Source organism: Variovorax sp. V93 (assembly GCF_041154485.1).
GTDB lineage: Bacteria > Pseudomonadota > Gammaproteobacteria > Burkholderiales > Burkholderiaceae_C > Variovorax > Variovorax beijingensis_A.
Map to the genome: position 1 here is coordinate 2,270,806 of NZ_AP028669.1, position 17,609 is coordinate 2,288,414.

Annotated in this window: 17 protein-coding genes; 11 read left to right on the forward strand and 6 right to left on the reverse strand. The window is 69.0% G+C overall.

Going from position 1 to position 17,609, the window contains the following annotated elements; all coding sequences use genetic code 11:
* Positions 1 to 49 precede the first annotated feature (49 nt).
* A complete protein-coding gene (locus ACAM54_RS10715) occupies positions 50 to 970 on the forward strand; it encodes a 2-hydroxyacid dehydrogenase (protein ID WP_309934370.1) in 921 nt (306 codons plus the stop codon).
* A gap of 21 nt (positions 971 to 991) precedes the next feature.
* A complete protein-coding gene (locus ACAM54_RS10720) occupies positions 992 to 2,065 on the forward strand; it encodes an L-idonate 5-dehydrogenase (protein WP_192327680.1) in 1,074 nt (357 codons plus the stop codon).
* A gap of 6 nt (positions 2,066 to 2,071) precedes the next feature.
* On the opposite strand, the gene ACAM54_RS10725 is transcribed toward ACAM54_RS10720, so the two are convergent.
* Positions 2,072 to 3,082 carry a LacI family DNA-binding transcriptional regulator gene (locus tag ACAM54_RS10725; RefSeq protein WP_145743318.1) on the reverse strand — a complete coding sequence of 337 codons (1,011 nt, stop codon included), beginning with the start codon at positions 3,080 to 3,082 and terminating at the stop codon, positions 2,072 to 2,074.
* A gap of 280 nt (positions 3,083 to 3,362) precedes the next feature.
* On the opposite strand from ACAM54_RS10725, the gene ACAM54_RS10730 reads away from it, so the two are divergent.
* Complete coding sequence (locus tag ACAM54_RS10730; RefSeq protein ID WP_369650667.1) at positions 3,363 to 3,848, forward strand: DUF305 domain-containing protein; 486 nt, start codon at positions 3,363 to 3,365, stop codon at positions 3,846 to 3,848.
* Positions 3,849 to 3,890: 42 nt separating this feature from the next.
* On the opposite strand, the gene senC is transcribed toward ACAM54_RS10730, so the two are convergent.
* Together senC and senB are read right to left on the reverse strand one after the other, a co-directional pair.
* Positions 3,891 to 4,964, reverse strand: a complete 1,074-nt coding sequence (gene senC / locus ACAM54_RS10735) for a selenophosphate synthetase SenC (protein ID WP_369650668.1) — start codon at positions 4,962 to 4,964, stop codon at positions 3,891 to 3,893.
* The gene (gene senB, locus ACAM54_RS10740; RefSeq protein ID WP_369650669.1) at positions 4,961 to 5,953 is read right to left on the reverse strand and encodes a selenosugar synthase SenB; all 993 of its coding nucleotides are present in this window, start codon (positions 5,951 to 5,953) and stop codon (positions 4,961 to 4,963) included. Before senB ends, senC begins: the two co-directional genes overlap by 4 nt.
* Between senB and senA the strand changes: the two genes are divergently transcribed.
* The 6 genes from senA to dusA are packed head-to-tail and all read left to right on the forward strand — an operon-like array spanning position 5,941 to position 11,690.
* Entirely contained in the window at positions 5,941 to 7,191 is a 1,251-nt protein-coding gene (gene senA, locus ACAM54_RS10745; RefSeq protein WP_369650670.1) for a selenoneine synthase SenA, read from the forward strand. The genes senB and senA overlap by 13 nt on opposite strands.
* A gap of 52 nt (positions 7,192 to 7,243) precedes the next feature.
* A complete protein-coding gene (locus ACAM54_RS10750; RefSeq protein WP_145743326.1) occupies positions 7,244 to 8,101 on the forward strand; it encodes a putative selenate ABC transporter substrate-binding protein in 858 nt (285 codons plus the stop codon).
* A gap of 25 nt (positions 8,102 to 8,126) precedes the next feature.
* The gene (locus tag ACAM54_RS10755) at positions 8,127 to 8,945 is read left to right on the forward strand and encodes a phosphonate ABC transporter ATP-binding protein (protein WP_369650671.1); all 819 of its coding nucleotides are present in this window, start codon (positions 8,127 to 8,129) and stop codon (positions 8,943 to 8,945) included.
* Between the two features lie 2 nt (positions 8,946 to 8,947).
* Complete coding sequence (locus ACAM54_RS10760; protein ID WP_369650672.1) at positions 8,948 to 9,787, forward strand: PhnE/PtxC family ABC transporter permease; 840 nt, start codon at positions 8,948 to 8,950, stop codon at positions 9,785 to 9,787.
* 10 nt (positions 9,788 to 9,797) lie between these two features.
* On the forward strand, positions 9,798 to 10,637 hold the full coding sequence (gene phnE, locus ACAM54_RS10765) for a phosphonate ABC transporter, permease protein PhnE (protein WP_369650673.1): 840 nt from the start codon (positions 9,798 to 9,800) through the stop codon (positions 10,635 to 10,637).
* A 51-nt stretch (positions 10,638 to 10,688) separates the two neighbouring features.
* A complete protein-coding gene (dusA, locus tag ACAM54_RS10770; protein ID WP_369650674.1) occupies positions 10,689 to 11,690 on the forward strand; it encodes a tRNA dihydrouridine(20/20a) synthase DusA in 1,002 nt (333 codons plus the stop codon).
* 12 nt (positions 11,691 to 11,702) lie between these two features.
* Here dusA and ACAM54_RS10775 read toward each other — a convergent pair whose 3' ends face one another.
* Both ACAM54_RS10775 and ACAM54_RS10780 read right to left on the reverse strand, forming a co-directional pair.
* Positions 11,703 to 12,581, reverse strand: coding sequence for a TauD/TfdA dioxygenase family protein (locus ACAM54_RS10775; protein ID WP_369650675.1), 879 nt, complete (start codon positions 12,579 to 12,581; stop codon positions 11,703 to 11,705).
* A 37-nt stretch (positions 12,582 to 12,618) separates the two neighbouring features.
* Positions 12,619 to 13,623, reverse strand: a complete 1,005-nt coding sequence (locus ACAM54_RS10780; RefSeq protein WP_369650676.1) for a tripartite tricarboxylate transporter substrate binding protein — start codon at positions 13,621 to 13,623, stop codon at positions 12,619 to 12,621.
* A 132-nt stretch (positions 13,624 to 13,755) separates the two neighbouring features.
* On the opposite strand from ACAM54_RS10780, the gene ACAM54_RS10785 reads away from it, so the two are divergent.
* Entirely contained in the window at positions 13,756 to 14,541 is a 786-nt protein-coding gene (locus ACAM54_RS10785; protein WP_209502986.1) for an IclR family transcriptional regulator, read from the forward strand.
* A 130-nt stretch (positions 14,542 to 14,671) separates the two neighbouring features.
* On the opposite strand, the gene ACAM54_RS10790 is transcribed toward ACAM54_RS10785, so the two are convergent.
* Positions 14,672 to 15,319, reverse strand: a complete 648-nt coding sequence (locus ACAM54_RS10790) for a GntR family transcriptional regulator (RefSeq protein WP_145743340.1) — start codon at positions 15,317 to 15,319, stop codon at positions 14,672 to 14,674.
* Between the two features lie 126 nt (positions 15,320 to 15,445).
* Between ACAM54_RS10790 and scpA the strand changes: the two genes are divergently transcribed.
* Positions 15,446 to 17,608, forward strand: coding sequence for a methylmalonyl-CoA mutase (scpA, locus tag ACAM54_RS10795; protein ID WP_369650677.1), 2,163 nt, complete (start codon positions 15,446 to 15,448; stop codon positions 17,606 to 17,608).
* Position 17,609: the final 1 nt, after the last annotated feature.

Sequence of the window (17,609 nt, forward strand, 5' to 3'; positions counted from 1 at the left end):
CCTCAGGAGAATCCGCTTGACCGCTGCCCCCCGACCCCCGCATGTGCTGATGCCCGGCCCCTATCCGGATTGGGACATGGTGCCGATGCAGGCGAGCTACACGCTGCTTCGCTGGTGGGAGGCGCCGGACCGGCAGGCCTTCATCGCCGAGCACGCCGCGGACATCCGCGCCGTGGCCACGCGCGGCGAGCTGGGTGCCAGCGCCGAGCTGATCGCATCGCTGCCGGCGCTGGAGCTGATCGCCTGCTATGGCGTGGGCACCGACGGCATCGACCTTGCGGCCTGCCGTGCGCGCGGCATCCGCGTGACCAACACGCCCGACGTGCTCAACGGCGACGTGGCCGACCTGGCCGTGGGCCTCGCGCTCGCGCTGCAGCGTTCCATTCCAGCCGGCGACCGCTTCGTGCGCAGCGGCGAATGGGCCAAGGGCCCGATGCCGCTGGCCACCCGCTTCTTCGGCCAGCGCGTGGGCATTGCCGGCTTCGGACGCATCGGCAGCACCATCGCGCGGCGGCTCTCGGGCTTCGAGCTGGAGCTGGGCTACTTCAGCCGCACGGCGCGCGAGGACAGCCCGCATCGCCACTTCGCAAGCCTCGCGGCCATGGCCGAATGGTGCGACGTGCTGATCGTCATCCTGCCCGGCGGCGAGGCCACGCGCGGCATCGTCGATGCGAAGGTGCTGCAGGCGCTCGGCCCCAAGGGCTGGCTCGTGAATGTGTCGCGCGGCACCACGGTGGACGAGGGCGCGCTGCTGCAGGCGCTCGAGCAGCGCGCCATCGCGGGCGCGGCGCTCGACGTGTTCCTGAACGAGCCGCGCATCGACCCGCGCTTTGCGGCGCTCGACAATGTGGTGCTGCACCCGCACCATGGCAGCGGCACCGAGCAGACGCGCCGCGCCATGGGCGAGCTGGTTCGCCGCAATCTCGAGGCCCACTTCGCGGGCCGGCCCCTCGTCACCCCGGTCGCCTGACGGCCTGAAGGAGAAAACCCCATGCGTATGCGCTGTATGTGCCTCGTGATCCATGCCCCCGACGACCTGCGCCTGGAGGAACAGGACGCCGGAGACATCGGCCCGGGCCAGGTGCTGGTGAAGGTCGGCATGGGCGGCATCTGCGGCTCCGACCTGCATTATTTTCACAACGGCGGCTTCGGCACCGTGCGTATCAAGGAGCCGATGGTGCTGGGCCACGAGGTGGCCGGCACCGTGGTGGCCACGGCGCCCGGCGTCGACAGTGTGCGCATCGGCGACAAGGTGGCGGTCAATCCGAGCCGCCCCTGCGGCGCCTGCAAGTTCTGTCTCGAAGGCCTGCCCAACCAGTGCCTGGACATGCGCTTCTACGGCAGCGCCATGCGCACGCCCCACGTGCAGGGCGCGTTCCGCAACATGCTGCTGTGCGAGGCCACCCAGTGCGTGAAGGTGGCCGACCATGTGCCGCTGCGCCTGGCGGCGCTGGCCGAGCCGTTCTCGGTGGGGCTGCATGGCGTGTCGCGCGCAGGCCCGCTGCTGGGCAAGCGCGTGCTAGTGTCGGGCTGCGGGCCCATCGGCGTGCTGGCCATCGCGGCCGCGCGCGCCCACGGCGCGGCCGAGATCACCGCCACCGACGTGGTCGACGAGCCGCTCGCCATCGCGCGCGCCATGGGGGCCGACCATGCCATCAACGTCGCGCAGGACAGGGGCTGGGTGTCGCGCTATTCGGCCGACAAGGGCACCTTCGACGTGATGCTCGAATGCTCCGGCAACGAGCGCGCGCTGCGCGACGGGCTCGAGGTGATGCGCCCGCGCGGCGTGGTGGTGCAGCTGGGGCTGGGCGGCGACGTGAGCATTCCGCAGAACATGGTGGTGGCCAAGGAGCTCAGCATCTGCGGCTCGTTCCGCTTCCATGCGGAATTCGCGCTGGCGGTGCGGCTCATCAACGAAGGCCGGGTCGACCTGTCGCCGGTCGTGTCGCACACCTTCCCGATGCAGCAGGCGCGCGAGGCCTTCGAGCTGGCCAGCGACCGGAAGCAGGCGATGAAGGTGCTGATCGACTTTGCCGACGTCGGCGCGGAAACCACCGCGGCCTGAACACCTTCAGGAGCTTTCCCGCTGCTCGACGCGGAACGGGATCAGCACCGTTTCCGCGGGCGGGCGGCGGCCATCGCGGGAGCCGTCGATCACGCGCAGCAGCAATTCGCCCGCGGCCCTGCCCATGCCCACGCAGTCCAGCGCCACGGTCGTGATGCGCGGGTGCGAGGCGCGGGCCACCTCGAAGTCGCCGAAGCCCGCGATCGCGATGCGCCCTGGCACCTCCCAGCCGCGGCGCTGGCACTCCATCAGCGCGCCGAAGGCCGAGAGGTCGGACACGCACATCACCGCGTCCACGTCGGGCCATTGCCGGATCAGCTGCACCACGGCCTCTGCGCCTTGCGCCATGGAGATCGGCGGCTGCCCGAAGCCGATGACGCGCCCGTCGGGCAGGCCCAGTTCGCGGATCGCCTCGGCATAGCCGCGCTGCCGGTCGGCCCCGCGCGTGTCGCGGTTCGAGGTGCCGCCGATGAAGGCGATGCGCCGGTAGCCCTGGCCGTGCAGGTGCCGCACCATCGCGGCGGCGGCTTCCGCGTTGGAGAAGCCGACCGTGTGCTCGATGGGCGTGGCGGGCAGGTCCCAGGTCTCGACCACCGGCACGCCGGCTGCCTGGAGCATGGCGCGCGCGGCGGGCGTGTGGGCGCCGCCGGTAAGGATCACGCCCTCGGGCCGGCGCGCGAGCATGGCACGCAGCAGGCGCTCCTCCGTCTCCACGCGGTAGTCGGTGTAGCCCAGCAGCAGTTGCAGTCCGCGCGCTTCCAGGGCGGCGGCGATGCCTTGCGCGGTTTCGGAAAAGTTGGAGTTGTTCAGCGACGGGATCAGCACCGCGACGAAGCCCGAGCGCTTGCTGGAGAAGGTGCGCGCGGTCTGGTCGATCACGTAGCCCATCTCCTCGCAGGCCTGGAGGATGCGCTGGCGCAGTGCCTCCGAGGTCGCGCGGTCGCTGCCGGTGCGGCGGTTCAGCGCGCGCGACACCGTCATCTTCGAGACGCCGACGCGCGCGGCGACGTCGGCCATCGTCGCCGGGCGAGGCGGGGGGGAGGCTGCTTTGGACGAAGGCAAGGGACAGGTCTCTCTGGAATGCTGGAACGCGGGTCCGAGGATAGGCGACAGCCGGGCTGAAATGGCAATCCGCATGCGGCAACGCGCCCAAAGGAGGAGCGCAGCGCGCGGCCGCGCACTTTCCCTTCCCACGAGGCGATGCGTCTTTTTCCTACGCGAGCGAGCCCTTGCCGCACGAGCATCGGCCCCGGGCACGCCCGATCGCCATCCACCGGCATCCAAAGGAAAAAACACGATGGAAGATCAAAACCACGCCCCGCAGCACGAAGGCGGGCACCCCTACGCGATGTTTGCCGTGAACATGCTGCTCAGCCTTGTGGTCATGTACCTCGTCATGTTTTCCATGATCGACGGCTGGGGCGATTTCCGGAACAACCTCAACATGTTCTACATGGCACTCACCATGGTCGCCCCCATGGGGATCATCATGCTCGCAACCATGCGAGGCATGTACCGCAGCAAGGCGCTCAACGCGGCGCTCCATGCGGGGCTCGCGATCCTGTTTGTCGCTGCCCTTGCCGGAACACGGCAGCAGGGCCTGATCGGCGACAGGCAGTTCATTGCCTCGATGGTGCCGCACCACTCGGGCGCCATTCTCATGTGCCGCGAGGCCGGGCTCAAGGATCCCGAGCTGGTCAGGCTGTGCGGGCAGATCTCGAGCTCGCAGCGCAAGGAGATCGATGAGATGAACGCAATCCAAAAGCGGCTGAGCGCGATGTAGCCCGAGCCGCGGTCTCGGCAGCCCGGCCCACGCGCCAGCGCATCAGCGGACCGCCAGGCGCGGCCCGCTGCCTTGCGGGCTGGCAGCGCCGATCACCGCGGCATCGTCGAAGCCATGCCGGCGGAAGATGGCCAGCACTTCATCGAGCGCTGCGGGTGCGCACGAAACCAGCAGTCCGCCGCTGGTCTGCGGATCGGTGAGCAGGGCGCGCTCGTGGTCGGCGAAGTTCTGCGGCAGCGCCACGTCGGACCCGTAGCCGGCCCAGTTGCGGCCGGATGCGCCGGTGACATGCCCCGACCGAACCAGGTCGCGCACGCCTTCCAGCACGGGCACCTGCTGCCAGTCGATCTCCAGCGACAGGCCTGCACCGCGTGCCAGTTCCAGCGCATGGCCGGCCAGGCCGAAGCCCGTCACGTCGGTCAGTGCATGCACGCCGTCGAGCGCCGCGAGCTCGGGGCCGGGTGTGTTCAGCCGCGTCGTGGTGGCGATCATGCGTTCGTAGCCGGCCGCGTCGAGTGCTTCCTTCTTGAGCGCCGCCGACAGGATGCCCACGCCCAGCGGCTTGCCCAGCACCAGCAGGTCGCCGGCCTTGGCGCCGGCATTGCGCTTGACGCGCTTCGGATGGACCAGCCCGAGCGCGACCAGCCCGTAGATGGCCTCGACCGAATCGATGGTGTGGCCGCCCGCGATCGGAATGCCCGCCGCCCGGCACACCGATTCGCCGCCTTCGAGGATGCGCCCGATGGTCGCCGTGCTGAGCACATTGATCGGCATCCCGACCAGCGCGAGCGCCAGGATCGGCTTGCCGCCCATCGCATACACGTCGGAGATCGCGTTGGTGGCCGCGATGCGGCCGAAGTCGAACGGATCGTCGACGATCGGCATGAAGAAGTCGGTGGTGGCGATCAGCGCCTGCTCGTCGTTGAGCTGATAGACGGCCGCGTCGTCGGCCGTCTCGATGCCGACCAGGAGCTCGGGCGGCATCGGCATGCGCGCGGTGCCCTTGAGGATTTCGGACAGCACGCCGGGCGCGATCTTGCAGCCGCAGCCGCCGCCGTGCGACAGCGAGGTGAGGCGGGGCTCGGCGATGGGGGCTTGCGGGAGGGCAGCGTTCATGGTCGTGGCTGGAGTTCGTTCAAGAGTTGCAACAGTGCGGCCTGCTCGGCCCTCGGGTCGAACAGCGGCGCGCGCAACGCGCATTGTGTGCGCAGACTGTCCAGCAGATCGGCCGCGCGGTCTTTGGAGCCCTGGCCCGCGCGGCAGGCCTCGAGCAGCGCCGCCAGTGCGGCGGCGTCGCCGTGCGGAAAGTAGCCCGCGTAGTCGCCGCCGAGCATGCCGACATTGCCGGGCACGCGCGAGGCCAGCACCGGCGTGCCGCTGCGCACCGCCTCCATGATCACGTGGGCTCCGCCTTCCAGCGCGCTGGTGTGCACCAGGACGTGGGCGCGCTGGATGCGCTGGCGGGTCTGCGCATGGGGCAGGGCGCCGAGCCAGCGGTAGCCCGGGCATTCTCTGGCGAGTGCGCGCGCGAGTTCGCCCAGCCCGGCGTCGCCCGCGTCCCCGATGTGGTCGATGCGGATGTCCTCGCGCCCGCACAGCAGGCGCGCCGCGTCGAACAGTGTCTGCGGCGACTTGACCTGCCGCAGGTGGCCGACCATCACCGCGCGCAGCTGGCGTGCGGACTTGGGAAGCTCGGCGCGCGCGGATGTCGACTGGTACACCACGCGCGCCTTGTCCCGGAATTCCAGCGGCAGGGCCTCGGCGCCCAGCGCCTGCAGGACGACCAGGCGCTGCGCCAGCTGCAGCGAGCGCTGCGCCTGCGGGTCGCTGCCGATGTCCTGGTACAGGTCGGTGCCGGTCAGCACCACGGCCAGGCCGCGGCCGGGATGGGCGTTGGCCCAGTGCGCGATCGATTCCGCCGAGCGCCGCGCGTGCAGCGCCAGCATCACGGTGTCGGCTGAAGCGCCTGCATCGGGCCATTGCTGCACCACGCGTGCGCTGCAGACGGGCGACAGCAGTGTTTTCCATCGATGGGCGGTGCGCCAGTTGCCATTGTTGGCGCCAGGCAACGCCGGGCTTACGATCACAACCGATGGATTCGACATTGCCTGTTTATAGCGTGGCCGCCGCGCCCGAGGCGCTGGCGCTGCGCGCGGGACCGCCGGCATCGGTGCGCGCGGCGCTGCTGGCCGCACGGTGGCGCACGCTCGATCTTGCGGACGATTTTCGGGCCGCGCTGGGAGACGCCTATCCCGGCATCGGCTACGCGCCCGAGTTCAATCCGCCGCTCTGGGAGCTGGGCCACGTGGCCTGGTTCCAGGAATGGTGGATCGGCCGCAACCCGCAGCGCGCGCGGGGCGCGGCCTGCGAGCCCGACCCTGCGCGCAAGCCCTCGCTGCTGCCGCAGGCCGACGCCTGGTACGACTCCAGCCGCGTGGCGCACCGCACCCGTTGGACGCTCCCGCTGCCCGATGCCGAGGCCACGCGCGGCTACCTCGAACGCACGCTCGCGCAAACGCTGGCTCTGCTGGACGAGCTTCCGCCCGATGCGCACGACGATGCGCTCTACTTCTTCCGCCTGGTCGCCCTGCACGAGGCCATGCACGCCGAAGCGGCGGCCTACATGGCCGAGGGCCTGGGCATCGCGCTGCGCGAGAGCGGGGCCGCGCCGCAGCTTGCGGCGGACGCCGAACTGGACCTGCCGGCGCAGCGCTTCCGCATCGGCTCCGAGGCCGGCGCCGGCTTTGCGTTCGACAACGAACTGCAGCCCCGCGATGTCGCCATCGAGCCGCTGCGCATCGACGCGCAGGCCGTGAGCTGGGCGCGCTTCCTGCCGTTCGTGGAAGGCGGCGGCTACGAGAATCCGGCGTGGTGGTCCGACGCGGGCCGCGACTGGCTCGCGCACCAGCCGCTGCGCCACCCCGCCCATCTGCGTGCGGCGGGCACCGGCTGGCAGCAGCGGCGCGGCGGCCGCTGGCTGCCGCTGAACCCGCTCGATGCAGCGGTTCACCTGAACGCGCATGAAGCCGAAGCCTGGTGCCGCTGGGCCGGGCGGCGGCTGCCGACCGAAGCCGAATGGGAGTGTGCGGCGCTCACGCTGCCGGGCTTCGCCTGGGGCCGGGTCTGGGAATGGACCTCGAGCCCGTTCGAGCCCTATCCAGGCTTCACGCCCCATCCCTACCGCGACTATTCGGCGCCGTGGTTCGGCACCCGGCGGGTGCTGCGCGGCGCCTGCCACGCCACGTCGGCGGCGCTCGCGCATGCGCGCTACCGCAACTTCTTCGAGCCGCACCGCCGCGACATCTTCGCCGGCTTCCGCAGCTGCCGGGCCGCCGGCGGGTGAGAGGGCTCTTGCGGTCTAATCCCCGCCTTGTTCTTCGCTTTTCGGGAGTCTCATGAAATTCGCTGTCTTGCCGCGCTTCGTGCTGGCGCTGGCCATGCTGGCTTGTGCCGTGGCCGCGCAGGCCCAACAAACCTTCCGCATCACCGCGATCCCCGACGAGTCGCCGACCGAGCTGGCGCGCAAGTCGGCGCCGCTGGCCGCCTACCTGGAGCGCAAGCTGGGCGTCAAGGTCGAGTTCACGCCGGTCACCGACTATGCGGCTGCCGTCGAGGCGCTGGCCAACAAGCAGGTCGACCTGGCCTGGCTCGGCGGCTTCACCTTCGTGCAGGCCAGCCATCGTTCGGGCGGCAAGGTGGTGCCGCTGGTGCAGCGCGAGGAAGACGAGAAATTCCGCTCGGTCTTCATCACGACGAATCCGGACGTCCGTTCGCTCGCCGATCTCAAGGGCCGCAACCTGAGCTTCGGCTCGCAGTCCAGCACCTCGGGCCATTTGATGCCGCGCAGCTTCCTGCTGGCGGCCGGCATCGATCCCGACCGCGACCTCAAGCGCGTGGCCTATTCAGGCGCGCATGACGCCACGGTGGCCGCCGTCGCATCGGGCAAGGTGGATGCCGGGGCCCTCAACATCTCGGTGTGGGAGAAGCTCGTGGCCGACAAGAAGGTCGATCCCGCGAAGGTGCGGGTGTTCTACACCACGCCTGCCTACTACGACTACAACTGGACCGTGCATGCCGACATGCCGGCCGCCAGGCGCGAGCAGCTGGTGCGCGCATTCGTCGAGCTGAGCCCGGCCACCCCTGAGGGCAAGGACATCCTCGCGCTGCAGCGCGCCACGCGCTTCGTGCCGACGCGCGCCGAGAACTACAAGGGCATCGAAGCCGCGGCGCGCAATGCGGGGCTGCTGAACTGAGCGGCGCGATGCAGGAGCGAAGCCGGTGAACATCGAGCTGCGGTCGGCGTCCGGCCGGCACCCGGCGGCCCCCGCCGCGGCGCCGCCCGCGCTGCGGGCGCTGGACCTGCGCGTGGCGGCGGGCGAGCAGGCCGCGGTGATCGGGCCTTCGGGCGCCGGCAAGACCACGCTGCTGCATCTGATGGCCTGCGCGCTCGCGCCCACGGCCGGCAGCATCGAACTCGACGGCCGCGATCCGTGGCGGCTGCCCCGGCGCGAACTGCAGCGCCTGCGCGGCCGGCTGTTCCTGGCGCCCCAGGTGCCGCCCTTGCCGCCGCGCCAGCGCGTGGTGACCGCGGTGCTGGCCGGCCGGCTGCCACGCATCGGGCTGTGGCAGGCGCTGCGCAGCCTGTTCTATCCGACCGGCATCGCGCAGGCCGACGCCGCGCTTGCGCGCTTCGACATGGCGGACAAGCTCTTCGCGCGCGTGGACCGCCTGTCCGGCGGCGAGCGGCAGCGCGTGGGACTGGCGCGCGGCTTGCTGTCCGAGGCGCAATTGGTGCTCGTCGACGAGCCCTTGTCGGCGCTGGACCCGGCCCGCGCCGGACAGGCGCTGGACACCCTCACGCAGTGGGCGCGCGACAGCGGGGCGACGCTCGTGGCCACCCTGCACGACGTGCCGCTCGCGCTGCAGCACTTTCCGCGCATCATCGGCCTGCGCGACGGGTTGCTGGCCTTCGATCTGCCCACCGCGCAGGTGACGCCGGCCTTGCTGCGCGAGCTTTATGCGCAGGAGCCGGCGCAGGCCGGTGTCCTTGACGAGGGCCCGGCCGAAGCGGCGCCTGTCGTGATGCACTGCCGCTGAGCATGGCCGCCGTTCCATCACGCACGACACCGGCGCAGCGCGACCCCGCCTGGGCGCACCGCGTGTTCTGGCTGCTGGCCGCGGCCGTGGTGCTGTGGCCGATGCTCGTGCTGACCGAATTCAAGCCCTGGCTGCTGCTGGCGCCCGGCAGCCTGGAGCCGGCGCTGCAGTTTCTGGCCGGCTTCGTGCCGCCGCGCATGGACGCGGAGTTCCTGGCGCTGGTGGCGCGGGAAACCTGGCGCACCGTGGCCATCGCCACGGCCGGGCTCACGCTGGCGATGGTGCTGGCCGTTCCGCTCACGCTGCTGTCGGTGCGCTCGCTCTCGATCTCCGGCCTGGCCGGCCGCATGGCGGCGTTGCCGGCGGTGCTGCGCTTTTCGGTGCGCGGGCTGCTGATCGTGCTGCGCAGCGTGCCGGAACTCATCTGGGCGCTGGTGTTCGTGCGCGTGGTCGGGCTGGGCGTCACGGCCGGCGTACTGGCCATCGCGCTGACCTATGCCGGCATGCTGGGCAAGGTCTACGGAGAGATCCTGGAGAGTGGCGATGCCCATCCGACCGAGACGCTGCTGCGCAACGGCGCCGGCCGCATCCAGGCCTTTTTCTACGGGCTGCTGCCGCAGAACGCGGCAGAGCTCACCAGCTACACCGTCTACCGCTGGGAGTGCGCCATCCGCTCGTCCGCCGTGCTCGGCTTCGTGGGCGCGGGCGGGCTCGGCCAGCAGATGGATGCGTCGATGAAGATGTTCAATGGCGCCGAGGTCGGCACCATGCTGCTGGTGTTCGTGCTGCTGGTCGCCGCCACCGACCGGTTGAGCGCCTGGCTGCGGCGCGCCCTGGCCTGAGAGTCTCGCCATGCCGGAGATCGAATCGAAACCACGCGCGGCCAACGAGGTCTACCGGCTGCCGCCGCCGCTGTTCGACGCGCGCTGCCGCGCCTGCTGGATGGTCGTTGCCATGGTGGCACTGGTTGTCGCGAGCTTCTGGTCGCTCGACCTGCAGTGGGCGCGTTTCTTCTCGATCGATTCGATGGCCCGCATGGGCCGCTTTGCCGGCGAACTCGCGAAGCCGGCCCTTGGCGCGGCCTTCCTGCAGAAGCTGCTGCCGGCCGCGCTCGAGACGCTGGCGATGTCGGTCGTCGGCACCTTGCTGGCCGTGGCGGCCGGCCTGCTGCTCGCACTGCCCGCGAGCAAGCTGCACGCCGGCGATCCGGCGCGCTGGCGCGGCCCGACACGGCTGCTGCTCAATGCCTTGCGCAGCGTGCCGGAACTGATGTGGGCCGCGCTGCTGCTGATCGCCGCCGGTCTCGGGCCCTTCGCGGGCACGCTGGCGCTGGCGGTGCACACCTCTGGCGTGCTGGGCCGCCTGTTCGCCGAGAGCATCGAGAACGCGGCGCAGGGCCCCGCCTTTGCGCTGCGCGTGCGCGGCGTGCCGGAAGGGCGGGTGTTCCTTTATGCGACGCTGCCGCAGGTGCTGCCGCAGCTGATGAGCTATGCGCTCTACCGGTGGGAGAACAACATCCGCGCCGCGGCCGTGCTGGGCGTGGTCGGCGCCGGCGGGCTGGGCCAGATGCTGGCCTTCCACCTCGGGCTGTTCCAGATGCGCGAGACCAGCGCGGTGCTGCTCGCAATGATCGTGCTGGTCGCCCTGGTGGATGCCGCGAGCTACGTCGCGCGGCGCCTGATGGGTCGGTGAGCCGCGCCCGGGCGGCCGCTGCATGAGAAACTACAGCGGAAGGCCCTCTGTATGAACGAAAGCGCCAAGCTGTTGAACTTGAAAGAAAAAGTCGTTTCGGTTGCGCCGATGATGGATTGGACGGATCGCCATTGCCGTTACTTCCATCGCCTGATGTCGCGCCACGCGCTGCTCTACACCGAGATGGTGACCACCGGCGCGCTGGTGCATGGCGACGTTCCCCGGCACCTGCGCTTCAACGAGGAAGAGCACCCCGTGGCCCTGCAGCTGGGCGGCAGCGAGCCGGCCGACCTCGCGCATTGCGCCAGGCTTGGCGAGGAGTGGGGCTACGACGAGATCAACCTCAACTGCGGCTGCCCCAGCGAGCGCGTGCAGCGCGGCGCCTTCGGCGCCTGCCTGATGAACGAGCCGCAGCTGGTGGCCGACTGCGTGAAAGCGATGGTCGATGTGGTGAGCGTGCCCGTCACGGTCAAGCACCGCATCGGCATCGACAAGATCGAGAGCTACGAGTTCGTGCGCGACTTTGTCGGTGCGGTGAGCGAGGCCGGCTGCAGGACGTTCATCGTGCATGCACGCAACGCGTGGCTGCAGGGCCTGAGTCCCAAGCAGAACCGCGAGATTCCGCCGCTGCGCTACGAGCTCGTGCACCGCCTGAAGCACGAATTTCCGGAGCTGGACTTCTCGATCAATGGCGGCATTTCGGCCAACGCGCAGGTGCATGAGCACCTGCGGCTGCTCGACGGCGTGATGGTAGGCCGCGAGGCCTACCACAACCCCTGGTGGCTGGCCGAATGGGACGCGGAGTTCTACGGCGCTGCGCCGCAGCCGCTCACGCGCGAGGACGTGGAATCGCTGATGTGCGACTACATGGTGCGCGAAGCGGCCGAACACGGCACGCAGTGGTCGTCGATTGCGCGGCACATGCTGGGCCTGCGCAACGGCCTGCCCGGCGCGCGCCGCTGGCGCCAGGTCTGGAGCGACCATCGGCTCAAGACGCGTCCGCCGCACGAGGTGATGGCGCTGGCGCACGAGCCCGCCGCGCAGGAGGCCTGAAGCGCGGCCGCGTCAAGCGGCCATCAGCGTGGCTCCGGGCACGTCCTCGATGGTGGTGCGGCGCAGCTCGCGGCGCTCGCCGATGTCGTAGCGACGGCCGCGGTGCAGGGTGCTGCGGTTGTCCCACATCACGAGGTCGCCCACCTGCCATTCGTGCGTGTAGACGAACTCGCGGCGGGTTGCGTGCTCGAGCAGGTCCGAAAGGAACATGCGCCCCTCGGCCACCGGCCAGCCGATGATCTCGCGTGCATGCACGCCCACGAACAGCAGCTTGCGCCCCGAGCCCGGATGTGTCTGCGCGAGTGGCCACACGGCGGGTGGAATGGCTTTCTTCTGGTCGTCGGTGTAGGCCTCGTCGCCCAGCAGGATGCGGGTATGCAGCGCATAGTGCTCGGCGCACAGGCCTTCGATCTCCGACCGGGTGCGCTCGGGCAGCGCGTCGTAGGCGGCGCGAAGATCCGCGAACTCGGTGTTGCCGCCCCAGCTCGGCAGCACCAGCGCATGCAGCATCGAATAGGCGGCGCGCGGATTCTGGAAGGAGCTGTCGCTGTGCCAGAGCTGGTTGGCGAAGTTCGACAGGTTCTTGGGCGAATCGCGGCGAGCCACCTTGCCTTCTGCATCGACGTTCGAGATGTCGATCAGCCGTTCGTCCTCCAGCCGCTCGGGGCGTTTGAAGACCTTCTTCAGGCCCAGGTCGAGCGGGCCGAACGACTTGGCGAAATCGATCTGCTGCCGGCCCGTGAGCGGCTGTCCGCGCCACACCAGCACGGCATATCGGTTCATGGCCGCGTTGATCTGCTTCACCTCGGAGGGCGACAGCGGCTGCGTGATGTCGATGCCGCGCGCCTCGGCGGCGAAGAGCGGGTGCAAGGGGGTGAGTTCAAGGGACATGAGCGGTCTTGCCAATGACGATGGGAAATGGCGAGGCCTATTCGGCCTGGATGCCGGCTTCGGCGATCACGCGCGACCAGCGCTTCATCTCGCTCTGGACGAACGCGTCGAACTGTGCGGGCGTGGAAGCCACCACTTCCATGCCCTGTTCCTCGACACGGCGGCGCATCTCGGGCTCGCGCAGCACTTTTGCGGTGTCGGCGTGGATCTTCGCGACCACCGCAGGCGGCGTGGCGCGCGGCGCGACGAAGCCGAGCAGCGCGCTCACATGGAATCCCGGCAGGATTTCGGCCACGGTCGGATAGCCGTAGCCCGGAACCCGCTTCTCGCCGAGCGTGGCGATCATCTTCATCCGGCCCGCCTTGACGTACGGCAGTACCGAGAGAAAGGGGTCGAACACGAGGTCGAGGCGCCCGCCCAACAGTTCGGTGTGCGCCGGCGCGCTGCCCTTGAAGGGCGCGTGCAGCATGTCGAAACCCGCTTCGCGCTTGAGCAGTTCGGCACCCAGGTGCGTGGTGCTGCCGGCGCCGGGCGTGCCGTAGCTGAGCTTGCCCGGGTTCCTCTTCGCGTAGGCGATGAGTTCGGCCAGCGTGCTGAAGGGCGCGTCGGGCCGCGCGACGATCGCGAGCTGCAGGTTGGCGATCTGCGTGATGCCCGCCAGGTCTTTCACCGTGTCGTAGGGCAAGCTCTTGCGCAGCGACGGATTGACCGCGAAGGACGAGTTCACCATGCCGAAGGTCAGCCCGTCGGCCGGGGCCTTGGCGACGAAGTCGACGCCGATGGCCGTGCCGGCCCCCGGCTTGTAGTCGACGAGCACCGGCTGGCCCCACATCTCCTGCAGCTTGAGCGAGATCAGGCGCGCGACCGTGTCGGTGGGCCCGCCGGGCGCAAAGGGGACGATGAGCTTGACGGGGGCCTTGGGATAGTCGCCCGCGCCACCCGCGCTTGCAGATGGGGCGGCGGCCGCAAACCCCGACAGCGCCAGGCCGCTTCCCGCCAGCAGCAGCAGGCGGCGGTCCTGCGATGGGAGAAGGGGCTTCATCCCGGATGCATCGTGCCTTGTTCTTCTATATAAATGAAACATTGTTCCGAAATAATGATTCCCGAGCACCGGCACGTCAACCGTTTTTTGCTGAAGAATGAACGAACATCAAAAAAATAAGGGTTTGGATACATGAATGACGCGATTGGCGGCAAAGAAGAAGTCAGCGCGCTTGCCAGGGGGCTGGCCTTGCTCAAGGTCATCGGAATGGCAGCCGCACCCATCAGCAATCGCGACCTCGCCGAGACCACCGGCATCCCCAAGGCCACCGTGTCCCGCCTCACGGCCACGCTCGTCGGCGCGGGCTACCTGAAGCAGTCGCAGGACAGCGACCGCTTCAGCCTCGGGCCGGCGCTGCTCGACATGAGCAGCCGCTACCTTCGCCATTTCGATTTGCGGACGGTGGCCCGGCCGCATCTTGCGGAACTGTCCGAATTTGCCGGGGCCAGCGTCCACATGGGCGTTCGCGACGAACTCGACATGCTCATCATCGATTCGCTGCGCCCCCGCTCCGCGCTGATCAGTTCGCGCATCGAAGTGGGCTCGCGCATGACCATCGCCACCTCGGCCGCAGGCCGCGCCTACCTCGGCGCGCTACCCGCTGCCGAGCAGGCCGAGGTGCTCGACCAGATCCGCCTGGAGAGCGGCGAGAACTGGCCCTCGATCGAACCGCGCCTGACGGCCGGGCTCGACGAATACGCGCGCCTGGGCTATTGCAGCTCGTTCGGCGAGTGGCATCCGCACATCCACGCCCTGGGCTTCGCGCTCAAGGGCCCGCGCGGCGAGCGCTACGGCGTGAGCTGCGGCGGCCCCGCCTACCTGCTGCCCAAGGACGTCATGCTCGGCCGCGTGGCCCCCAGGCTGCTGGAAATCGCCCAGCGAATCTCCCGGGAAACCGGAACCGTCAGCACCGACTGACGCCGCAGCGCCCCGAATCCCCGGATTTGTTCGTGAAACACCGGGGATCCGGCTCCGCCGGTCCCCTGGTGTTGCCCCCGGAAGGGGGAAGGCGCGCGCGACACGAAGTGCGCGAAGACTGGGGGAGAGCCTAATTAGCGGCCTCAAGGCCGTTCTTGAAGTGCTCGCGCATCCGCGCCATCGCGGCCGCGGCATCCCGCGCCTCGATGGCCGCCATCACCGACCGGTGCTCCGCGAGCGATTCCGCGATGCGCCCCGCCTTCAGCAGCGAGTTGTGCCGGTTGAGCTTCATCACCTTGCGCAGGTCGGCCACCATCTGGTCGCGCCATTTGTTGTTCGCAATGGCCAGGAGGCGCATGTGGAAGCGCTCGTTGACCGCAAAGAAATGCTCGCGGTCTTCCTTGCCGGGGGCGCCTGCCGCTTCGAGTTCGGCATGCAGCGCCTTGAGTTCCGCGCGCTGGGCCTCGCTCGCGCGCTCGGCCACCACGCCGGCCGCATCGCTTTCCAGCAGCGAAAGCAGGTGGTAGACATCCGCCAGGTCCTGCTCGGACACCTCGGTGACGTAGGCGCCGCGCCGCACTTTCATGGTCACCAGGCCTTCGGCCGCCAGCACCTTCAGGGCTTCGCGCAGCGGCGTGCGGCTGATGCCGTATTCCTCGGCCAGCTTGAGTTCGTCGATCCAGCTGCCCGGCTCGAGCTCGCGGCGGAAGATCCGCTGGCGCAGCAGTTCGGCCACTTCTTCATAGAGGGCGCGCGGGGTGAGGGTGAGGGCGGACATGGGGCGGACTGTACCGCAAAAACGGGTTTGAATTAATAATTATGGATCGGTTAGACTCGCGGCCGGCTTGCAAATCCCTGCAGGCGAATTTGCGACTACCCTGCAAGACACTGCGAAAAGCCCCTCATGAGCAGCACACCCGAACCCACCTTCAAGCCGGCCAACCTCGACGACTGGGCCAAGGCCGCCGCCAAGTCGGCGCCGGGCGGCGACCTGGGCGCACTCAACTGGCTCACGCCGGACGGCATCACCGTGAAGCCGCTCTACACCGCGGCCGACCTGCAGGGCCTGAAGTACACCGACACGCTGCCCGGCTTCGAGCCCTACCTGCGCGGGCCGCAGGCCACCATGTACGCGGTGCGCCCCTGGACCATCCGACAGTACGCGGGCTTCTCGACCGCCGAGGAATCCAACGCCTTCTATCGCAAGGCGCTGGCCGCCGGCGGGCAGGGCGTGAGCGTGGCCTTCGACCTGGCCACCCACCGCGGCTACGACAGCGACCATCCGCGCGTGACGGGCGACGTCGGCAAGGCCGGCGTGGCCATCGATTCGGTCGAGGACATGAAGATCCTGTTCGACCAGATCCCGCTCGACAAGGTCAGCGTGTCCATGACGATGAACGGCGCCGTGCTGCCGGTGCTCGCGGGCTACGTGGTCGCGGCCGAAGAGCAGGGCGTGAGCCAGGACCAATTGAGCGGAACCATCCAGAACGACATTCTCAAGGAGTTCATGGTCCGCAACACCTACATCTTCCCGCCCGCGCCGAGCATGCGGATCATCGGCGACATCATCGAGTACACGGCGCAGAAGATGCCCAAGTTCAACTCGATCTCGATCAGCGGCTACCACATGCAGGAAGCCGGCGCCAACCAGGCGCTGGAACTGGCCTTCACGCTGGCCGACGGCAAGGAGTACGTGAAGACCGCGCTGGCCAAGGGCCTGGACGTCGACGGCTTTGCGGGGCGCCTGTCCTTCTTCTGGGCCATCGGCATGAACTTCTATCTCGAAGTGGCCAAGATGCGCGCGGCGCGCCTGCTGTGGTGCCGCATCATGAAGGAGTTCAACCCGAAGAACCCCAAGAGCCTGATGCTGCGCACGCATTGCCAGACCTCGGGCTGGTCGCTCACCGAGCAGGACCCGTACAACAACATCGTGCGCACCACCATCGAGGCCATGGCCGCGGTGTTCGGCGGCACGCAGAGCCTGCACACCAACGCGCTCGACGAAGCGATCGCGCTGCCCACGGAGTTCAGCTCGCGCATCGCGCGCAACACGCAGCTCATCATCCAGGAAGAGACGCACATCACGAACGTGGTCGACCCCTGGGCCGGCAGCTACATGATGGAGAAGCTCACGCAGGACATGGCCGATGCGGCCTGGGCCATCATCGAAGAGGTCGAGGCCATGGGCGGAATGACCAAGGCGGTGGACAGCGGCTGGGCCAAGCTCAAGATCGAGGCGGCCGCCGCCGAGAAGCAGGCGCGCATCGACTCGGGCAGGGACGTGATCGTGGGCGTCAACAAGTACAAGCTCAAGAGCGAGGATGCGATCGACAGCCTCTCCATCGACAACGTGATGGTGCGCGAGCAGCAGGTGGCGCGGCTGCAGAAGATCCGCGCCTCGCGCGACGGCGCCAAGGTGCAGGCCGCGCTCGACGCGCTGACCGAAGCCGCGCAGAACGGCACCGGCAACCTGCTCGCACTCAGCATCGATGCGGTGCGCCTGCGCGCCACGGTGGGCGAGATTTCGGATGCACTCGAAAAATCATTCGGCCGCCATCGGGCCGACACGCAAAAAGTGACCGGTGTGTACGCAGCTGCCTACGACTCGGCCGAAGGCTGGGAAGCCCTCAAGACCGAAATCAACGCCTTCGCCGAGGAACAGGGCCGACGCCCGCGCGTGATGATCTCCAAGCTTGGGCAGGACGGGCACGACCGCGGCGCCAAGGTGGTGGCCACTGCATTTGCCGACCTGGGCTTCGACGTCGACATGGGGCCGCTGTTCCAGACCCCCGAGGAATGCGCGCGCCAAGCCATCGAGAACGACGTGCATGCCGTCGGTGTGAGCACGCTCGCGGCCGGCCACAAGACGCTGGTGCCTGCCATCATCAACGAACTGAAGAAGCAGGGCGCGGACGACATCATCGTGTTCGTCGGCGGCGTGATTCCGCGGCAGGACTACGACTTTCTCTACGAAGCCGGCGTCAAGGGCATCTACGGTCCGGGCACGCCCATTCCGGCCAGCGCCAAGGACGTGCTGGAACAGATCCGCGCGGCGGTCTCGGCCTGAG